Raw genomic sequence first — 15,707 nt, forward strand, 5'->3', positions numbered from 1 at the left:
TCAAGAGGTGCGACAGGACCCCAAGGAGAAATAGGACTAACCGGAGCAATGGGACCACAAGGGATAACAGGGTCAACAGGAGCGACAGGATTACAAGGAATTACTGGCCAAACAGGAGCCATAGGCATTCAGGGAGTGACAGGACCTCAAGGGGCAGTAGGGAATACAGGGGCGACAGGCCTCCAAGGACTAGTAGGAAATACCGGAGCAACTGGGCAACAAGGTACAACCGGTGTCACAGGAGTGACAGGGAATACTGGGGTAACTGGGATTACAGGAGCAACGGGTCTCCAAGGACTAGTAGGAAATACCGGAGCGACAGGCCTGCAAGGAGCCACAGGTATTACTGGAATCACAGGGGTTACGGGGGCAACTGGAGCAAGGGGGACTACGGGTGTTACTGGTATAACAGGCACGACTGGCTCTACGGGTCCGAGTGGTTCTGGACTCATGGAAGTATACTTATCTACAGATCAATCAGTTGGTAATAATGATTTTCTAGGAACAGGCAATTCATCAGCTTCTTTTGTGAGGAGTTCAATCGTTATTCCGGAAAATGCTATTATTCGAAGTTTAACGTTGAATATACGAGATCATTCACTTAGCGCAGGACAAATCGCTTCGGCACAAGTATTTATAAGCACGAATGGTGGTTTCACTTCCCCAACTGCAACAGGGATTATTGCGACAGTGACAGGACCAAGTTCAATAACTACTCCAAATAGTTGTGCGAAGGCAAATGCGAACTATTCAATTAATAGTTGTACACTTCTTTCTGTGCAAGTGACTACAACTGGTGGAGCTTTTTCAAATGGCGTTTCTGCAACTATCATTTTGACCACTATTTAGGGTCATTCAATGAGACTCATTTAATATAGGAAAATCTGCAAATTGTCATGTTGATCGATGGTTGCTAAGAGTATATTTTTTATATTTACTTTATGAGTTGTCGTTAGTTGTTCATGTAACCAGTCTTCCGTATGTTTAGTTTTTTGTAGCTCATGATAATCAATTTTTCCTTCTTTAATAAGAATAATTGGTAGAAAAAAGGGCTGAGGTTTTAGGTTCAAATCTGTACGTGTAGTTGATTGGAGTTGTGTGTGCAAAAAACTAGAGATTGATCCGTCTGGTTCCCATAAAGCAAGCGCAACATTTTGAACCTCTTCTATTTTTTCCTTTCTTAGTTCAGTCAATAAAAAATCTACCGATATTCGAGCTCTACGTAAGTTTTTGGATATGATTTTCCCATTTTTAATAAGGGGGATTGGGGGAGCGTCGATAAAATGTCGAAATGTTATCCATTTCAGACTCAAAAAAACACCAATCAGATATAAAAAAACTAAAACCGTTATGGTAATCATGGAACCCTTCATTCCTAAACCTTCATCAGATAAGGGATGAGCGATAATATTACCAAGAGTAATGGCCATAGCAAAGTCCAATAATCTTAGTTGTGAAATAGAACGCTGCCCCATTATTTTTGTTGCAAAGAGTAAGAAGAAAAAGGCTACAATTGCTCTAAGTACCCATTGAATGGCAGTAAGTGATTCTTGACTTTGAAAGAAATCCACAATGACACGTCCTCTTTTTTCTTATTTTCTCCGTACCTCATTTGAATATTCATGAAAAATTGCAAGGCTAGGGACTAAAAAAACTTGTGAAAATACTGGCTAATCTATATTGTTAAATAGAGAGAGTCATTATTTAGAAAATTTTATAAAATTAGGGGAGTCTGTATGAATACAAAATTACATACAATCATAATGGATATTCAACAGAAGGTTGATTTTTCAGGGACAGTGCTTGTGGAGAATCGAGAGAAGGGTGTCTTAGTCAATCAAAGCTTTGGGTGTGCTAATCGTTCTGAGCAAATCAAAAACCATGCAAAAACTCGATTTGGAATTGCTTCTGGTTGTAAGATTTTTACGGCAATAGCTATTGGTCAGCTAATAGAACAAGCGAAACTTTCGTTTGACACGAAATTATATGAATGTCTTAACCATCATTTTGACCATTTGGATCGGGATATAACGATTCATCATTTACTGACGCATACTTCTGGCATACCAGATTATTTTGATGAGGAAGAAATGGAAGATTTTGAAGAGTTATGGGTCGAAAATCCAATGTATCATCTGCGAACATTGAGTGATTTTTTACCGTTATTTCAAAATCGCTCTATTAAATATAAAGTAGGCGATAGATTTCATTACAACAATGCCGGCTATATTTTATTAGGATTAATTGTAGAACAAACATCGGGATTGGTTTTTTCAGATTACATTCAACAAAATATTTTTGATCGAGTGAAAATGACGGAATCAGGCTATTTCTCGTTGGATGCTCTGCCGTCAAACACGGCCTTAGGTTACATCGACAATCCAGATGGTACATGGAAAACAAATATTTACTCATTACCCGTAAAAGGTGGTTCTGATGGGGGAGCATTTGTCACAGTAGGTGATATGGCGAAGTTATGGCAAGCCCTGATGAATTTTGAACTTTTAAATGAAGATTTAACACAGCAGCTTCTAACAGTACATGTAGAAACGAGTGGAAATAATGGCTATGGACATGGTGTATGGATTAAAAAAAATAGCAAATCATCTATTCTGAAATACCATGTTATGGGGTACGATCCTGGGGTTTGCTTCCACTCAGCATATTATCCAGAGTCCTCTTTCAAGGTTGTGATCTGTTCCAATAAATCAAGTGGAGCCATTGATATTATGAAAGGAATAGAAGAGGCGTTAATTTCAATTTAAGAGACTTGAACTGTGCGTATTTTATACAAAAATTAAGTGGAAAAACGATTTTGTCTTTTTAATTTCTTTTGCTTATAAGTACTATAAGAGGTTTTCAACGAAGCATAACTACCAATGGCCGCATAGCCATAAAACCAGACCATAAATAGGCCCGCTAACAAATTGTGGCGATGGCTGATGAAGACGGAAATGAGTAAGCCGATAACTAAAGCGATGGAGGGTACCCAAAAAGATTTAATATGGCATAGCCTCTTCATCAATTGTGTTAGAATCATCACCAATGGGACGGCAATGATGGCATCCCAAAAATTCGTATGTATGAGTGGGAAATGTTCCATACTTTTCACCTCGATTAGAATGATTTACAACTATTGGTTAGCCGTAAACATAATTTTATACTTAAAATGACAGAGAGCCTAGGAGGTAACGAATGAAATTTGTTCTTATATTTGGTCCTCAAGCTGTTGGAAAAATGACAGTCGGGCAGGAATTAGCTAAAATAACAGGCTTAAAGCTATTTCATAATCATATGACGATTGATTTGGTTAGTCATTTTTTTGACTATGGTACGAAAGAGGGGAAAAGGCTAGTCAATTTGTTTCGACAGGAGATATTCGAAGAAGTTTCAGCTAGTCATTTAGATGGATTGATTTTTACATATGTTTGGGCGTTTGATTGTCAAGAGGATTGGGACTATGTGAAGCAAGTTGCTGAGCTTTTCGAATCCAAAGGTGGCATGGTGTACTATGTAGAACTTGAGGCTGCTCTAAAGGAGAGACTTCAGCGCAATAAAGGATCTAATAGACTTGAGCATAAACCTTCAAAAAGGGATCTTGCTTGGTCTGAACAGGACTTGTTAACCTCTATAGAAGAATACAGATTAAATTCAGTCGATGGCGAAATCCAATTTCCCAATTATATAAAGATAGAGAGCACAAATTTAAGTGCGGAAGATGTTGCAAAAATGGTCCAAGACAAATTCCGTTTATAAGAAAAAACGCTTGGCTCCCAAGCGTTTTTTTATTCAGAGGGATCTGGTCTTTTAATTTTGATGATTTCAGAAAACGTTTTGCGCCCTGGGTTTATTTGCGAAACGTCAATGGAAATTTTACGAATAGAATTCTCTTGTAAAGGGATTTTTCCATCTGTCTCTAACCTTTTCCATGCTTTGACGTTGTCTCGATAAAGTACCTCTGATAATCGGAAAATATCTACATCTAATTTTAATCCCTCATTATAGGTTTGGCGGATTTCCTTTTTCACTTCCTTGATAATTTGCTTCTTCAGTTCTTTTTCGCTAACTTTTCCTTTAAAGCCATTAACGGTTGCACGAAGTTGTAATTCGACATCAAAATAAACTTCCTCTTTGTTCACTACAGGTATTTTTTTGACTTGTAATTTATCAATACTGACGGTTAACTCTTCTTTACCATCTGTTCTTAATTTAAAGGTGATTTCTCCTCGGTTTGTGTAATTATGCATCCATTGATTACCGCGGGCAGCCTCATCTTTCACAAACCCTTTAAAGCCGTCTTTCGATAAAATGCCGACACCTGAAAAATAGGTTTCCTCTACATTTTCCTCGTCTGTTTGCCAATCTTTCCTAATGGATACATAAGGTACTGTCACTTCGTGGTTAGGCTCATTTAATCCAATAACGATTTCTCGTAAATTTTTTGGTTCAACAAATGTTTCCTGTTCTGTTGGGTTAATCGGATTACTTAGCTTTGAGGAAGACAGTGAATTTTTTAATATTGGTGAGACAAGGAGGACATCGTGCACTGGATCCTTTGTACAATACATCCAAATGTGATACCTTGTATCTCGAAAACGAATAAACGTATCAATAACGGGGATAAATCGCTCATTTTCCAAGGCGCTCTCCGAGAAAATGATATATCTCATATGCCCCCAAAAAATTTGTTGGTCAGATGATCGATACAATTTATAGATAGCCTCTTCTACGGTTCTCCCTTTTGCACGGCCAATTTCAGCAGGTTCAGCATTTGAACTAGGCTGAACCGATTTTGCGACATCAGCAAAATTGATAATTTGTAAATAGACCTCATATTCATCATCAACGTAATCAACACCGACTGCATTGATATAGTACATTCTTTGTGGCTCTGTAATATCCCAGCAACCTGCGAGCAGGGTTGTTAGAAAAATCATCACTATAAATTTGAAGGTTGTTTTCATCGTTTCTCCACTCTCAAGTAGCTATTTTATAATAGTAGCTTGGACAAAAGCTGGTGTTTTTATAAAAAAATGTAGGGTATTTTAATACGTTTTGATTGTTTATACACCTAGGGGAAAATGAATTGAAGAAAATGAAAAAATTTATTATTTTACGTGTAACTTTTTTGAGCGGAATACGACTAATCCATTAGTAGAATACAAAAAACTGAAGCAAAGTAGTAAAATTCACTTTTCACAAAATGACCAGGGCTCACTGTCGAGTACCTGGTCATTTTGTATTTATTGAAAAAAGGACATGCGTTATTTGCATGTCCTCAGTACATTAATCGTTAAGCATAGCTTTTAATGTTCGTTTTTGCCAGCCTAGCTTGAAGTAGGCATATTGCATAATGAAATGCACACAGAAGGTAATTGGGTAGGCTAACCATACACCATTTAAGTCTAGTGAAGTGTGGTGAGATAGTAGGAACGCTAATGGTACCTCAACTACCCAAATCGTAATGACTAAGAAAATTGTCGGCCATAAAACGACACCTGTTGCACGCATCGTAGCTGAAACCGTTTGTGTATGACCGAAAATTAAATAACTCCAAAAGGCGATATATAAATAATTTTTGGCAATGAGCACAGTATCATGTGAATCAATAAAGAAGGCCAAAATTGGCTCGGCAAATAGATACATGATCAGTATAATGGCGCCTCCTAAAAGATAATTGATACGGACACCCATTTGGCGAATTTTTTTAATCATCTCTGTAGAATTTGCGCCTAATGCCTGTGCGACAAATACAGATGTAGCAATGGCAATACTCATCGCAGGTACCTGTGCATAGCTAGCGACCTGATTAACAACGCCGTAAGCTGCTGTTGCATTGGAGCCATAGACGTTGACAAAGCCAATGACTGCAATTTCTGCGACAGAGATAGCGACCATACTAATACTAGATGGAATCGCTAGCTTTAACAAAGAAGCTAAAATATCTTTCTTCAATTTAAAATGCTGTAAAATAGATTTGTCTAAACGCAGTAAATGCTTTGTTTTATGCAAATATGCCAATAACAAGATCATTGTGACTAGGTTTGATAAAACGGATGCATAAGCGGCACCATTTAAGCCAAATGCCGGCAGGCCAAACCAACCGAACAGTAATGGGGGAAGGAAGGCGATATTTAACACAACACTAATAACTAAAAATAGAAATGGTGTTTTTGAATCGCCAACTCCACGCATAAAGGTAGTATATACCATATACCAGAACATAATTGGTAGTGTGAAGAATAAAATTTGGGCATAGCTAATACTCATGTCTAATATATTTGCTGGTGTTTGCATAAAACGTAAAATCCACTCAATAAAAAAGCCGCCAAAGATCGCCACAACAATGGATAAAATCGTTGTGAAGGCGAGCGTTACTCCAACAACTTCCTTCATTTTAGCATGATTACCAGCCCCGAATGTTTGCCCGACTAAAATGGAGCTACCTGATCCAATGCCAATGGCAAATGCCATTAAAAAGAAGAAAAATGGGAAAAAGGCTGAAATCGCTGCTAATGCTTCGACACCTAAATTACGCCCCACTAAAAACATGGCAAAAACCTGGCCAACGGATTGCAGGACATTTGCCAACATAACAGGAATTAAAAAATTAAAAAAGGCTTTCTTAAGTTGTTGATCATCTTGTAACATTTGTGCATTCATCAATAGGTTCCTCTTGAGTTTTAATAACCCATTTCTTTTAAGATTCGTGACAATGTGCGCAGTCGTTCACCGATTAGCTCACCATCATTATTTAACGCTTGCTGAAAAAGTTGAATATCTTCATGGATTTGTTCATTTTCTGTGCAAACTTCCACAGTCATGGCATCTCCCTGTAAGCCTACACGCTTAATCACAGGGTTTTCTTCATCATATAAATGCTCGAAGCGATAGGCCTCTTTAAAATGAAGTTGCGCCTCACATACTAAAATAGCAAGGTCGAGCACACGATGTAGGGGAAGTTCTTCTGATTGACGAGACCATTTGCCACCCGTATGGCGCCAAACTTTCGCAGAAATATCCACCTTTCCTCTGTCATTCCACTGTGCTAAACCAAGAGAAAGACCTTGAGCATCAGTTTGATATGCTGTACGCCCATCAATATTGGCATAGTTTTCGGCAACAATTACAGGTTTATGTTTTAAATGTGTTGGGATGTTCATGTTAAAAAACTCCTTATCATTTGGATTTAGTAATTTACTAAATTACTGCTTTAGTAAATTTAGCATTAGCGACTTCATAAGTCAATCCAAAAATTAGTGGAGTTTACCTGTATGACATTGGCAAGCAATATTACGCAAGACAAATGGAAGGTTTTAGTGCATGTTTTTGTGAGCCTAGGTTTACCCTGCTTTTCTGGATGAATCGTATCGTTGTATGGAGCCGCATTATGCATATTGAATATGCAAATGAAGGATCATGAAATATGCATGTACGGGGGAGGAGTATGTACAAGCAGCATGTAGGAATCTACATATTCTAAAAGTATGCTGGATGCTCTGGACTATGTCTTGTGATTTATTCTTATCGCTTGCCTTGGAGGAATCATTTGAGTGGTTATCCAAAAGATTTAAAAAATTTTATAAATAAGCTGTAACTTTTTCATCGTGAACACGACTACTGTACTAGTAGGATACAAAAACTAAAGCAAACTAGTAAGTTTCACTTTTCACAAAAAGACCAGGGCTCCCAGTAAGGTGAGCACCCTGGTCTTTTTGTGTTTAGAGAAGAGATAGCCTGTAATTTGATCGATTTTCATGATAGTATGGAATAAGCATTTAGAAATTTCTTACAATAATATCCGGAGGAATTAGATAGTCCGTATGATTTGTGTCATTAAACAAAGAGGTGAATAGGGATGGAAGTAGTATATTTTGCAGGTGGTTGTTTATGGGGAGTACAAGCTTTTATAAAAACCTTACCAGGCATTGAGTTTACAGAGGCAGGAAGGGCCAATGGAACAAGTCAAACACTTGAGGGGGATTACGATGGGTATGCTGAATGTGTCAAAACAGGATTTAATCCGTCCGTTGTAACCATCCAGGAATTAATGGGGTATTTTTTTGAAATTATTGATCCTTACAGTTTGAATAAACAAGGACAGGATGTTGGCGAGAAATACAGAACAGGCGTTTATAGTGAAAATCCGGAACACTTACTAGAGGCGAAGACGTTTCTTGGAGAGAGAAATGATTACGATTTGATCGTTGTTGAAGTATTACCTCTTACAAATTATGTGAGAAGTGCAGAAGAGCATCAAGACAGGCTAGCAAAATGTCCAAATGATTATTGTCATATTCCAGAAGAACTATTAAATAAATATAAGTAAGAGAGATGATTATTTTCGGAGGAAAAAATGACTACTACTTATGTAAATTGGGGACAATCAAAAGTTAAATTAACTTGGGAAAAAAATAACTTACTGCCCCCCTATCATTTAATAACAAGTGTACATGGCTTTTGTTTTCACGGGGATCAATTATTATTGGTAGATGTCAATCATAGAGGATGGGATTTTCCAGGAGGACATATTGAATCTGGTGAAAGACCAGAAGATTGCTTTAAAAGGGAAGCGCTGGAAGAGGGTTATGTGGAAGGAGAATGTGAGTTGTTAGGACACATCATCGTTGACCATCATGAAAATCCATTATGGACAGAAAGCAGTCCCTATCCTAAAATTGGTTATCAACTATTCTACAAAATGTCTATAACAAATTTGCTCCCTTTTGAAGGCAAATTTGAATCTGCTCAACGGATGTTTGTCAATCCGAATGATATAGCCTCTTATTATCACAAATGGAACATTCTTTATAAGGAAATAGTAGACTGTGCAATACAATAACAGCCTCGAATATATACATTGGCCCTATAAGCGCTCAAACATAAATGTATATATCTTTTATTCCTTAGTCTTTTAATGTATATACTCTTTTTATTATTTTTTTCTGTCTTTCACATCCGAACAAGTCGATAAACGAAGAAAGAACAATTCAGGTTTGAGTTAATCTCGCCAAACGATAGTAATATCATTATATTGGATAAGCAAAGCGGGGAGTATTGCCGGAAGTATATAGAACCTAATGAGGGACCAACTGATTGGGAAAAGCAAAGTTCGCCAATTACTAATAATGTAATTTCAAATGCAGGTACATAAAAATCAACCACTTGCTGATGTAACGCATCTTTAGGCATGTCCTCTTCATGCACGTTTGGCAAGCCACTTAAATGAGGAAGGCATTGTATATGGATGCTCATAACACTCATCGCCCTAATCTTGCTTATCATCTGCGAATGTAAATGGAGATGTAAATATACAGTATTTTTAGAAAAATGAAACTTTTACCAAATGGATGCGTACATAAAGAAAGAAGGGGGTTTTAAAATGAACCGAAAACATTATATGATGATGGTTATTGCATTTATTGTAGAATTTGCCCTAACTTATTGGATTGCCTCCGTATTTTCTGTCAGGTTTATAGAAGTCATGTTTTTCACAGGGGCTGCCTTTACATTAGGAACGCTCTACTTTACAAGTAGTGGTGGAGCTATGTCAAGATTCTTTGCAGCTCAATCTGGAGCCGTAACAGGCATTATCCAGGAACGAGACCGATTTCAGTTTAAAGCGGGTCCTGTGTTTATAGCATCACTTATATTCGTACTAATAGGTTTGGTATTCTTTATCTTACTTGTTACAGGCATCATTCCACCGCAGAAATGATAATAGGTAAGGGAAATCAAGATAGTCACTAGACTGTCTTGTTTTTTTGGGGGAAACTAGATTGTTCAGATTCTGTTTAAGTAGACTTGGTAGAATAGGAGGTTATGGGATTACTTTTAGAAGGAGGAGGTGTTATGATCATTCACTATGAAACATAGAAAAATCGCTATCATCATTATATTGTTTATAGTCTGTTTAACAGGTACTCGTATTTTATGGCTTCAATCATTTACGCAGCCCGATCAACCATATGCAATGAAAGGGCAGATGGATGTCCGGAATTTTGATTTTCAACAAAGTGCAATAACTCTTGATGGCGAATGGTCCTTCTATCCATCGCAATGGTTGATGGATAGTCATTCTTCCAACCAGACCTACATACAAGTCCCGGATGGGTGGGACAAAGTTTTTCAGGAAGGGGAGCAAAGCCCATTTGGATATGGCTCTTATCGACTAAAAATTCTGGTTCATCCAGATGAGACAAAAACCTTTAGTATAAGGGTGCCAAGTATTCGCAGTGCCGCAGAAATATATGTGAACGATCGCTTAATTGCGAAATCAGGTGAGCTAGGTGAAAATCGAGCACAAACGGTGGCTAAAAATGTACCGTTTACAGCCTCATTCGAGACAAATGGTGAAAGTGAAATCGAACTGATTATTCAAGTAGCCAACTTTCAGGATCCTCGTAATGGGGGAATTGTCCGTTCTATTAAATTTGGACAAGAAGATGTGATCAATCGGGAGACACTATTGTCCGTCACAATGCAACTATTAGTGGCAGTTGTTTTAGTCTTGCATGCCATCTACTCTGTTATTCTCTATTTAGTTGGAAATAAAGATAAACGCTTACTATTCTTTTCGATCTTAACCGTAAGTATTATGTTTTATTATTTATTAGGAAGTGATGATAAACTTCTTTCATTTTGGTTTCCCATAAATTATGATTGGGGTTTTATATTAGTCCATCTTTCTATGGTGGGCATTGGCTATTCATTACTGCAATGTATAGAACACTGGCTACCGCCAAATTTACAGCTCTATAGACGTATGTACACTTTTTTCAGCATGGTAGCGATCCTATTAGCCTTTACGTTACCTATACGTTATCTTGTTTCCATGCAAGCTTTTTATATTGTTATTCTAGGAGCTCCAATCGTTATTACTTTAATCTTAATGATTGGAAAATCCATAAAGGATATTCGCAGAAATGTTTTTATTTTATTAGGATTAGTGGCCTTTGTGAATAGTATCATTTGGGATGTTATGCTGCTGATTACAGGAATAAAAATCATTTCTTATCCTTTTGATTTGATTGTGACAATTGCCTGTTTAGCCACATTGTGGTTTAAAGATTATGCAAAGGTACATACCGATACGAAGGAGCTTGCTCATAAACTGCAAGAGACTGATAAAATCAAGGATGAATTTTTGGCAAGTACCTCTCATGAATTACGTAATCCACTTCATAGCATTATCAATATGTCTAAAGCAGTACTTGATCGTGAAGCCAAGACGTTAACTACAAAAAGTGTGAATGATTTAGAAACTGTCCTGTCCGTTGGGAATCGAATGTCTTTGTTGTTAAATGATTTGCTGGATGTCATGCGCTTGAAAGACAATACACAAAAATTACAATTAAGTATGGTTTCCGTCCATTCTATTGTAGTAGGTGTATTTGATATGCTGCGCTTTATGATTGAAGGGAAGCCTGTTCAGTTCGTCCTGAAAATACCAGAGGATTTTCAAAGAGTACTAGCTGATGAAAATCGTGTGATCCAAATAGTCTTTAATTTAGTGCATAATGCTGTGAAATTTACGAATGAAGGGTCGATTACGATTTCGAGTTTTACGCGCAATGGGATGGCAAATATCGTCATTACAGATACAGGTATCGGGGTGGACGATGAAACCATGCGTCGAATATTTGAACCATATGAGCAAGGTACGATCAGTAAAACGATGGTAGAAGGAGGGTTTGGGTTAGGGCTTAACATCTGTAAGCGGCTCATTGAATTGCATGGTGGGACATTGGAAGTGAAATCCGTTGTAGGACAAGGCTCTACCTTTAGCTTTACATTGCCCTTAGCGGATGAATCAAACGTCCAAGTACCACTTGAAATGGTACGACAGGACGTTAGCAGTAGTTCAGAGCGCACAACAAGTTTACAAGCAGAATTGGAGGACAATCGAAGTGCGGAGTGGAATCATCCGCGTATTTTAGTAGTAGATGATGAGCCTATTAATTTGCGAGTAGTGGAGACAATTTTAGCAAATGAACAATATGACATTGTTACGGTGACAAGTGGTATAGAAGCGCTAGAATGTATTCAGTCACACGACTGGGATTTAGTTATTTCAGATGTGATGATGCCCAAAATGTCAGGGTATGAATTAGTGCGTCTCATTCGGAAGCAATTCGCCATCACCGATTTACCTGTATTATTGCTGACAGCGCGTAGTCAACCCCAGGATCTTGAAAAAGGTTTTTTAGCAGGTGCGAATGATTATGTGACTAAGCCTGTCGATGCACTAGAGCTACGATCACGAGTAGCGGCATTAATAAAGGTGAAGCGATCCATTCAAGAGCGTCATCGTATGGAGGCTGCCTGGCTGCAGGCACAAATTGAGCCTCATTTTCTTTTTAACACGTTAAATGCCATTTTAACATTGAGTGAAATGGATAGTGAACGAACAAGTAGATTAGTAGAGGCACTCAGTGATTTTTTAAGAGAATCCTATAATTTTCAAAATGTTGAAGCACTTGTGCCATTAGAAAATGAACTTACGTTAATTCAAGCTTATCTCTATATTCAGCAGGAGCGCTTCGGCGATCGTATTCACGTTAAATGGGATTTAGAGGCATCTACCGATGTGCTCATCCCTTCATTAACTATTCAGCCCTTAGTTGAAAATGCCCTACAGCATGGTATTTTAAAACGGACAGAAGGGGGAACGATCCATATTCGGATTTTTGAAAGTGAATCACAACTTGAAATTACAGTTTCGGACAATGGTGTTGGCATGGATGAACTACGTTTGTCCCAGTTACTTCAAATAAACCAACAGCCGCACAAAAGCATTGGTTTAATGAATACCCATCTTCGCCTTCAACAGCATTATGGGCAAGGATTGACTATTACGAGTAAGCTACATGAAGGAACATCTGTTTCTTTTGTAGTTCTTGTGAAGAAGCCCGTAAAACAAGAAGCATGACACGTCTGTGTGCCATGCTTCTTTTCTTTATAGTATAGCCTGCGGAGCTTTTGTTTTAAAATGGGTGAATAGATAGCAACCCATAATGACGATAAGTCCACCAATTCCCTGGAGCCAAGACATATTTTCCCCAATAAATAAATAGGCGAGAAGGGCAGTGAAAATGGGATTGAAGTTTAAAAAAATTCCCGATGTTGTCGCCCCTAACTTCTGTACACCTATATTCCAAAATACCATGCAAACAACCGTGGAAATAATACCAGTATATAGCATGGAAAGAATGAAAGATGTATTGACATTCGTGAAGGTAAAGTCTGTACTCGTGAATGGTAGGAGTAGGAGCACACCAAATATCCCGGCATACAAAGTAGCCATTAATGGGGAGGCTGTTTGCATAGCCCATTTACTACATACGGAATACAGACCCCAAACGCACACAGCTGCCAGCATCCATAAATCGCCTGTATTCAATTGAAAATCCAGCAACAGCTGCCAATTTCCTTTTGAAAGAACGAGAACTACCCCGAACAATGATAAAACCATTGCCGATAACTGCCATTTCGTTATTTTTTCCTTCAGCAAGACAAACGAAAAAAGGGCAATGGATATTGTATTCATCGTAGAAATAAGCCCAGCATTAGTAGAGGTCGTACGCTCTAATGCTAGAAACTGAAAAATATTAAAGAGAGCAACCCCTGTAACACCCATTAAAAGTAACGGGACAATCGCTTGTTTAGGGGGAACTAATTTTTTTTCTTTCCACCAAACCAAAGGGACAAGGACAATGATGGCAATGAACCATCTGACTGTAGTCAATGTCATAGGAGAAGCATGGGCAACAAGCGTCTTGGCTACAACAAAATTACCTCCCCACAGTAAACTTGTGACAAGCATTAGACCCATATACAATTTAACCAAAGCTCGTAACACCCCTCTTAACTTTATGTATATTAAGAATCATAGCATTAACAGTGATTTGGCTGTATAATATTTTGTGAAATTGATTAAATTTGAAATAAAATAAAGTATATAGGATTTTTTTAGAATAATCTTCGTAATATAGACTCTGTAGATACGTCATAAAAAATAATCAAAAGGGGAGAAATCAATGGAGGATAGCAAAAATAAAGAACTAGACAGGACGGATCTTCAAATTTTAGATATTTTGCAGCGAGAGGTTCATATTAGTAATGCTGAATTGGCGAGACGTGTCAGCTTATCGCCACCAGCGACTCATACAAGAGTTAAACGAATGGAAAGCGAAGGCTATATCGATCAGCAAGTCGCTATTTTAAATCAGGAAAAACTAGGATTTGATTTACTGTGCTATGTTTTTATGAGTACGGATATCCATCAAGCTAAGGAAATAGAGGAATTGGAAACAAGCCTACAAACGATGACAGAAATATTGGAATGTCATTGTTTAACAGGTGCCTATGATTATTTATTAAAAATCGTTATCCGAGATCGCCAAGAATTAAATCAATTTATTCGGAAATTAAATAAGTTAGGCATCTCTAGAATTCAAACAAATTTATCCTTACGAGAAATCAAATATTCCACGGTGTTACCCTTATAAAAAACACAGCAAGTGTGAGTGTCCTACTCAAGCTTGCTGTGTTTTTTATTATTATATATTTACAGAAATATATTTATTTAAAACTGCTTTGTTTTTACTTATAGGCAACTAATAGGTTGCTTATACTTGACACGCAACCGAAAAGTTGCCTATAATCGGTTTATGAAATGGGACAAAGACGCTATATTTAAAGCACTTGCAGACTCGACTCGGAGACTTATAATAGACGAGCTATGTGAACAAAATGAGATGACTTTATATGAGTTAACCGTTCGTCTACTGATGAAGTACGAGCTTTCCATAACGAGACAAGCAATTGCTAAACATCTTGCTGTTTTGGAGGGGGCAGGGCTTGTCACATCCAAGCGGAAAGGGAAATATCGAGTTGTTATGTTTAACAATGAACCACTTAAAGATTTATTGAAGGGGTGGGTAGAGTAGTTTTTTGAACATCATACAGTAGGGCGTGCAAGCATTTTGTGCAACTAACAGAGGAGGCTATTCAAATGAACATTATCGTGAACAGTATATTTGTAACAGACCAAGCAAAGGCATTGTCATTTTATACAGAAAAGCTTGGATTTGTTAAAAAGGAAGATGTACCATTAGGAAAGCATAGATGGCTGACGCTTGTATCGCCAGATGAGCAAGGTGGAACTGAGCTTTTACTAGAGCCGGATGAGCACCCTGCCGCAAAGGATTATCAAAAGAGAATATTCGCTGAAGGTATTCCTGCAACAATGTTTGGTGTTGCAAATATTCATGAGGAGTACAAGCAATTATTAGAAAAAGGCATAGAATTTACGATGACGCCAACAAAAATGGGGGCCGTCACAATAGCTGTCTTGGATGATACTTGTGGCAACCTTATTCAGATTATCCAAAAATAATTCATGATGAAAGCGTGTTTTGAGTCTATTCAAAACACGCTTTTCTATTTATTCATGTATGGCTAAACCTCGGTCATTCTCTAATAAATCAAGGGTTTCTTTTGGTTGTGCATTTACGGTTTGTTCTTTAGCTTCAGCTTCTTCGCTTGGCGGCGCTTCTTCCGATGAACAGGCTGCTAAAACAAATAGTAATATTAATACCAAACTAAATGACAGTAACTTCTGCATGAGGCAAACCTCCATCCATAAAACGTTGATATGAATATTTTGCACATTTTCATACAGAATATGTTTAGTTTACTGTTAT

At 37.7% G+C, this 15,707-nt stretch carries 17 protein-coding genes and 1 pseudogene; 10 read left to right on the top strand and 8 right to left on the bottom strand.

Annotated features, from left to right (window positions below):
- A pseudogene (locus KVT27_RS27190) lies at positions 1-849 on the top strand (collagen-like protein); the annotation flags it as partial.
- A 20-nt stretch (positions 850-869) separates the two neighbouring features.
- Here KVT27_RS27190 and KVT27_RS07840 read toward each other — a convergent pair.
- Positions 870-1,571 carry a DUF421 domain-containing protein gene (locus tag KVT27_RS07840; RefSeq protein ID WP_217581075.1) on the bottom strand — a complete coding sequence of 234 codons (702 nt, stop codon included), beginning with the start codon at positions 1,569-1,571 and terminating at the stop codon, positions 870-872.
- 165 nt (positions 1,572-1,736) lie between these two features.
- Between KVT27_RS07840 and KVT27_RS07845 the strand changes: the two genes are divergently transcribed.
- On the top strand, positions 1,737-2,765 hold the full coding sequence (locus tag KVT27_RS07845; protein ID WP_217581076.1) for a serine hydrolase domain-containing protein: 1,029 nt from the start codon (positions 1,737-1,739) through the stop codon (positions 2,763-2,765).
- Between the two features lie 32 nt (positions 2,766-2,797).
- On the opposite strand, the gene KVT27_RS07850 is transcribed toward KVT27_RS07845, so the two are convergent.
- Positions 2,798-3,103, bottom strand: coding sequence for a hypothetical protein (locus tag KVT27_RS07850; protein WP_150907561.1), 306 nt, complete (start codon positions 3,101-3,103; stop codon positions 2,798-2,800).
- 92 nt (positions 3,104-3,195) lie between these two features.
- Here KVT27_RS07850 and KVT27_RS07855 point away from each other — a divergent pair, with 92 nt between their 5' ends.
- Positions 3,196-3,756 (top strand): AAA family ATPase, encoded by a 561-nt coding sequence (locus KVT27_RS07855; protein WP_036125676.1) that lies wholly within the window; start codon positions 3,196-3,198, stop codon positions 3,754-3,756.
- A 29-nt stretch (positions 3,757-3,785) separates the two neighbouring features.
- Here KVT27_RS07855 and KVT27_RS07860 read toward each other — a convergent pair whose 3' ends face one another.
- The 3 genes from KVT27_RS07860 to KVT27_RS07870 form a co-directional block, all read right to left on the bottom strand.
- Complete coding sequence (locus KVT27_RS07860; RefSeq protein ID WP_036125678.1) at positions 3,786-4,964, bottom strand: Ger(x)C family spore germination protein; 1,179 nt, start codon at positions 4,962-4,964, stop codon at positions 3,786-3,788.
- 322 nt (positions 4,965-5,286) lie between these two features.
- On the bottom strand, positions 5,287-6,663 hold the full coding sequence (locus KVT27_RS07865; protein ID WP_217581077.1) for an MATE family efflux transporter: 1,377 nt from the start codon (positions 6,661-6,663) through the stop codon (positions 5,287-5,289).
- A gap of 20 nt (positions 6,664-6,683) precedes the next feature.
- Positions 6,684-7,163 (bottom strand): DUF6530 family protein, encoded by a 480-nt coding sequence (locus KVT27_RS07870; protein ID WP_036125681.1) that lies wholly within the window; start codon positions 7,161-7,163, stop codon positions 6,684-6,686.
- Positions 7,164-7,858: 695 nt separating this feature from the next.
- On the opposite strand from KVT27_RS07870, the gene KVT27_RS07875 reads away from it, so the two are divergent.
- The gene (locus KVT27_RS07875) at positions 7,859-8,329 is read left to right on the top strand and encodes a peptide-methionine (S)-S-oxide reductase (RefSeq protein WP_217581078.1); all 471 of its coding nucleotides are present in this window, start codon (positions 7,859-7,861) and stop codon (positions 8,327-8,329) included.
- Between the two features lie 27 nt (positions 8,330-8,356).
- The gene (locus KVT27_RS07880) at positions 8,357-8,842 is read left to right on the top strand and encodes an NUDIX hydrolase (protein ID WP_150907550.1); all 486 of its coding nucleotides are present in this window, start codon (positions 8,357-8,359) and stop codon (positions 8,840-8,842) included.
- 110 nt (positions 8,843-8,952) lie between these two features.
- On the opposite strand, the gene KVT27_RS07885 is transcribed toward KVT27_RS07880, so the two are convergent.
- Positions 8,953-9,255, bottom strand: a complete 303-nt coding sequence (locus KVT27_RS07885; protein ID WP_161785558.1) for a hypothetical protein — start codon at positions 9,253-9,255, stop codon at positions 8,953-8,955.
- A 127-nt stretch (positions 9,256-9,382) separates the two neighbouring features.
- On the opposite strand from KVT27_RS07885, the gene KVT27_RS07890 reads away from it, so the two are divergent.
- Positions 9,383-9,718, top strand: coding sequence for a hypothetical protein (locus KVT27_RS07890; protein ID WP_036125687.1), 336 nt, complete (start codon positions 9,383-9,385; stop codon positions 9,716-9,718).
- Positions 9,719-9,865: 147 nt separating this feature from the next.
- Positions 9,866-12,931, top strand: coding sequence for a hybrid sensor histidine kinase/response regulator (locus KVT27_RS07895; protein ID WP_217581079.1), 3,066 nt, complete (start codon positions 9,866-9,868; stop codon positions 12,929-12,931).
- A 27-nt stretch (positions 12,932-12,958) separates the two neighbouring features.
- Here KVT27_RS07895 and KVT27_RS07900 read toward each other — a convergent pair whose 3' ends face one another.
- Positions 12,959-13,834: a DMT family transporter gene (locus KVT27_RS07900; RefSeq protein ID WP_254636123.1), complete on the bottom strand. Its 876-nt coding sequence runs from the start codon at positions 13,832-13,834 to the stop codon at positions 12,959-12,961.
- A 205-nt stretch (positions 13,835-14,039) separates the two neighbouring features.
- On the opposite strand from KVT27_RS07900, the gene KVT27_RS07905 reads away from it, so the two are divergent.
- The 3 genes from KVT27_RS07905 (at position 14,040) to KVT27_RS07915 (ending at position 15,400) form a co-directional block, all read left to right on the top strand.
- A complete protein-coding gene (locus KVT27_RS07905; protein ID WP_217581081.1) occupies positions 14,040-14,510 on the top strand; it encodes an Lrp/AsnC family transcriptional regulator in 471 nt (156 codons plus the stop codon).
- 162 nt (positions 14,511-14,672) lie between these two features.
- A complete protein-coding gene (locus KVT27_RS07910) occupies positions 14,673-14,951 on the top strand; it encodes an ArsR/SmtB family transcription factor (RefSeq protein ID WP_008174769.1) in 279 nt (92 codons plus the stop codon).
- Positions 14,952-15,016: 65 nt separating this feature from the next.
- A complete protein-coding gene (locus KVT27_RS07915; protein WP_217581082.1) occupies positions 15,017-15,400 on the top strand; it encodes a VOC family protein in 384 nt (127 codons plus the stop codon).
- A 48-nt stretch (positions 15,401-15,448) separates the two neighbouring features.
- Here KVT27_RS07915 and KVT27_RS07920 read toward each other — a convergent pair whose 3' ends face one another.
- Positions 15,449-15,628, bottom strand: a complete 180-nt coding sequence (locus tag KVT27_RS07920) for a hypothetical protein (RefSeq protein ID WP_036125698.1) — start codon at positions 15,626-15,628, stop codon at positions 15,449-15,451.
- Positions 15,629-15,707 lie beyond the last annotated feature (79 nt).

Source organism: Lysinibacillus sp. GbtcB16 (assembly GCF_019091145.1).
Lineage (GTDB): Bacteria > Bacillota > Bacilli > Bacillales_A > Planococcaceae > Lysinibacillus > Lysinibacillus fusiformis.

Coding starts and splice junctions, on each gene's coding strand:
- KVT27_RS07865 (WP_217581077.1), bottom strand. CDS start 6,663: ATGAATGCACAAATGTTACAAGATGATCAACAACTTAAGAAAGCCTTT.
- KVT27_RS07860 (WP_036125678.1), bottom strand. CDS start 4,964: ATGAAAACAACCTTCAAATTTATAGTGATGATTTTTCTAACAACCCTG.
- KVT27_RS07850 (WP_150907561.1), bottom strand. CDS start 3,103: ATGGAACATTTCCCACTCATACATACGAATTTTTGGGATGCCATCATT.
- KVT27_RS07855 (WP_036125676.1), top strand. CDS start 3,196: ATGAAATTTGTTCTTATATTTGGTCCTCAAGCTGTTGGAAAAATGACA.
- KVT27_RS07915 (WP_217581082.1), top strand. CDS start 15,017: ATGAACATTATCGTGAACAGTATATTTGTAACAGACCAAGCAAAGGCA.
- KVT27_RS07895 (WP_217581079.1), top strand. CDS start 9,866: ATGAAACATAGAAAAATCGCTATCATCATTATATTGTTTATAGTCTGT.
- KVT27_RS07905 (WP_217581081.1), top strand. CDS start 14,040: ATGGAGGATAGCAAAAATAAAGAACTAGACAGGACGGATCTTCAAATT.
- KVT27_RS07870 (WP_036125681.1), bottom strand. CDS start 7,163: ATGAACATCCCAACACATTTAAAACATAAACCTGTAATTGTTGCCGAA.
- KVT27_RS07880 (WP_150907550.1), top strand. CDS start 8,357: ATGACTACTACTTATGTAAATTGGGGACAATCAAAAGTTAAATTAACT.
- KVT27_RS07890 (WP_036125687.1), top strand. CDS start 9,383: ATGAACCGAAAACATTATATGATGATGGTTATTGCATTTATTGTAGAA.
- KVT27_RS07885 (WP_161785558.1), bottom strand. CDS start 9,255: ATGAGCATCCATATACAATGCCTTCCTCATTTAAGTGGCTTGCCAAAC.
- KVT27_RS07900 (WP_254636123.1), bottom strand. CDS start 13,834: ATGGGTCTAATGCTTGTCACAAGTTTACTGTGGGGAGGTAATTTTGTT.
- KVT27_RS07875 (WP_217581078.1), top strand. CDS start 7,859: ATGGAAGTAGTATATTTTGCAGGTGGTTGTTTATGGGGAGTACAAGCT.
- KVT27_RS07910 (WP_008174769.1), top strand. CDS start 14,673: ATGAAATGGGACAAAGACGCTATATTTAAAGCACTTGCAGACTCGACT.
- KVT27_RS07845 (WP_217581076.1), top strand. CDS start 1,737: ATGAATACAAAATTACATACAATCATAATGGATATTCAACAGAAGGTT.
- KVT27_RS07920 (WP_036125698.1), bottom strand. CDS start 15,628: ATGCAGAAGTTACTGTCATTTAGTTTGGTATTAATATTACTATTTGTT.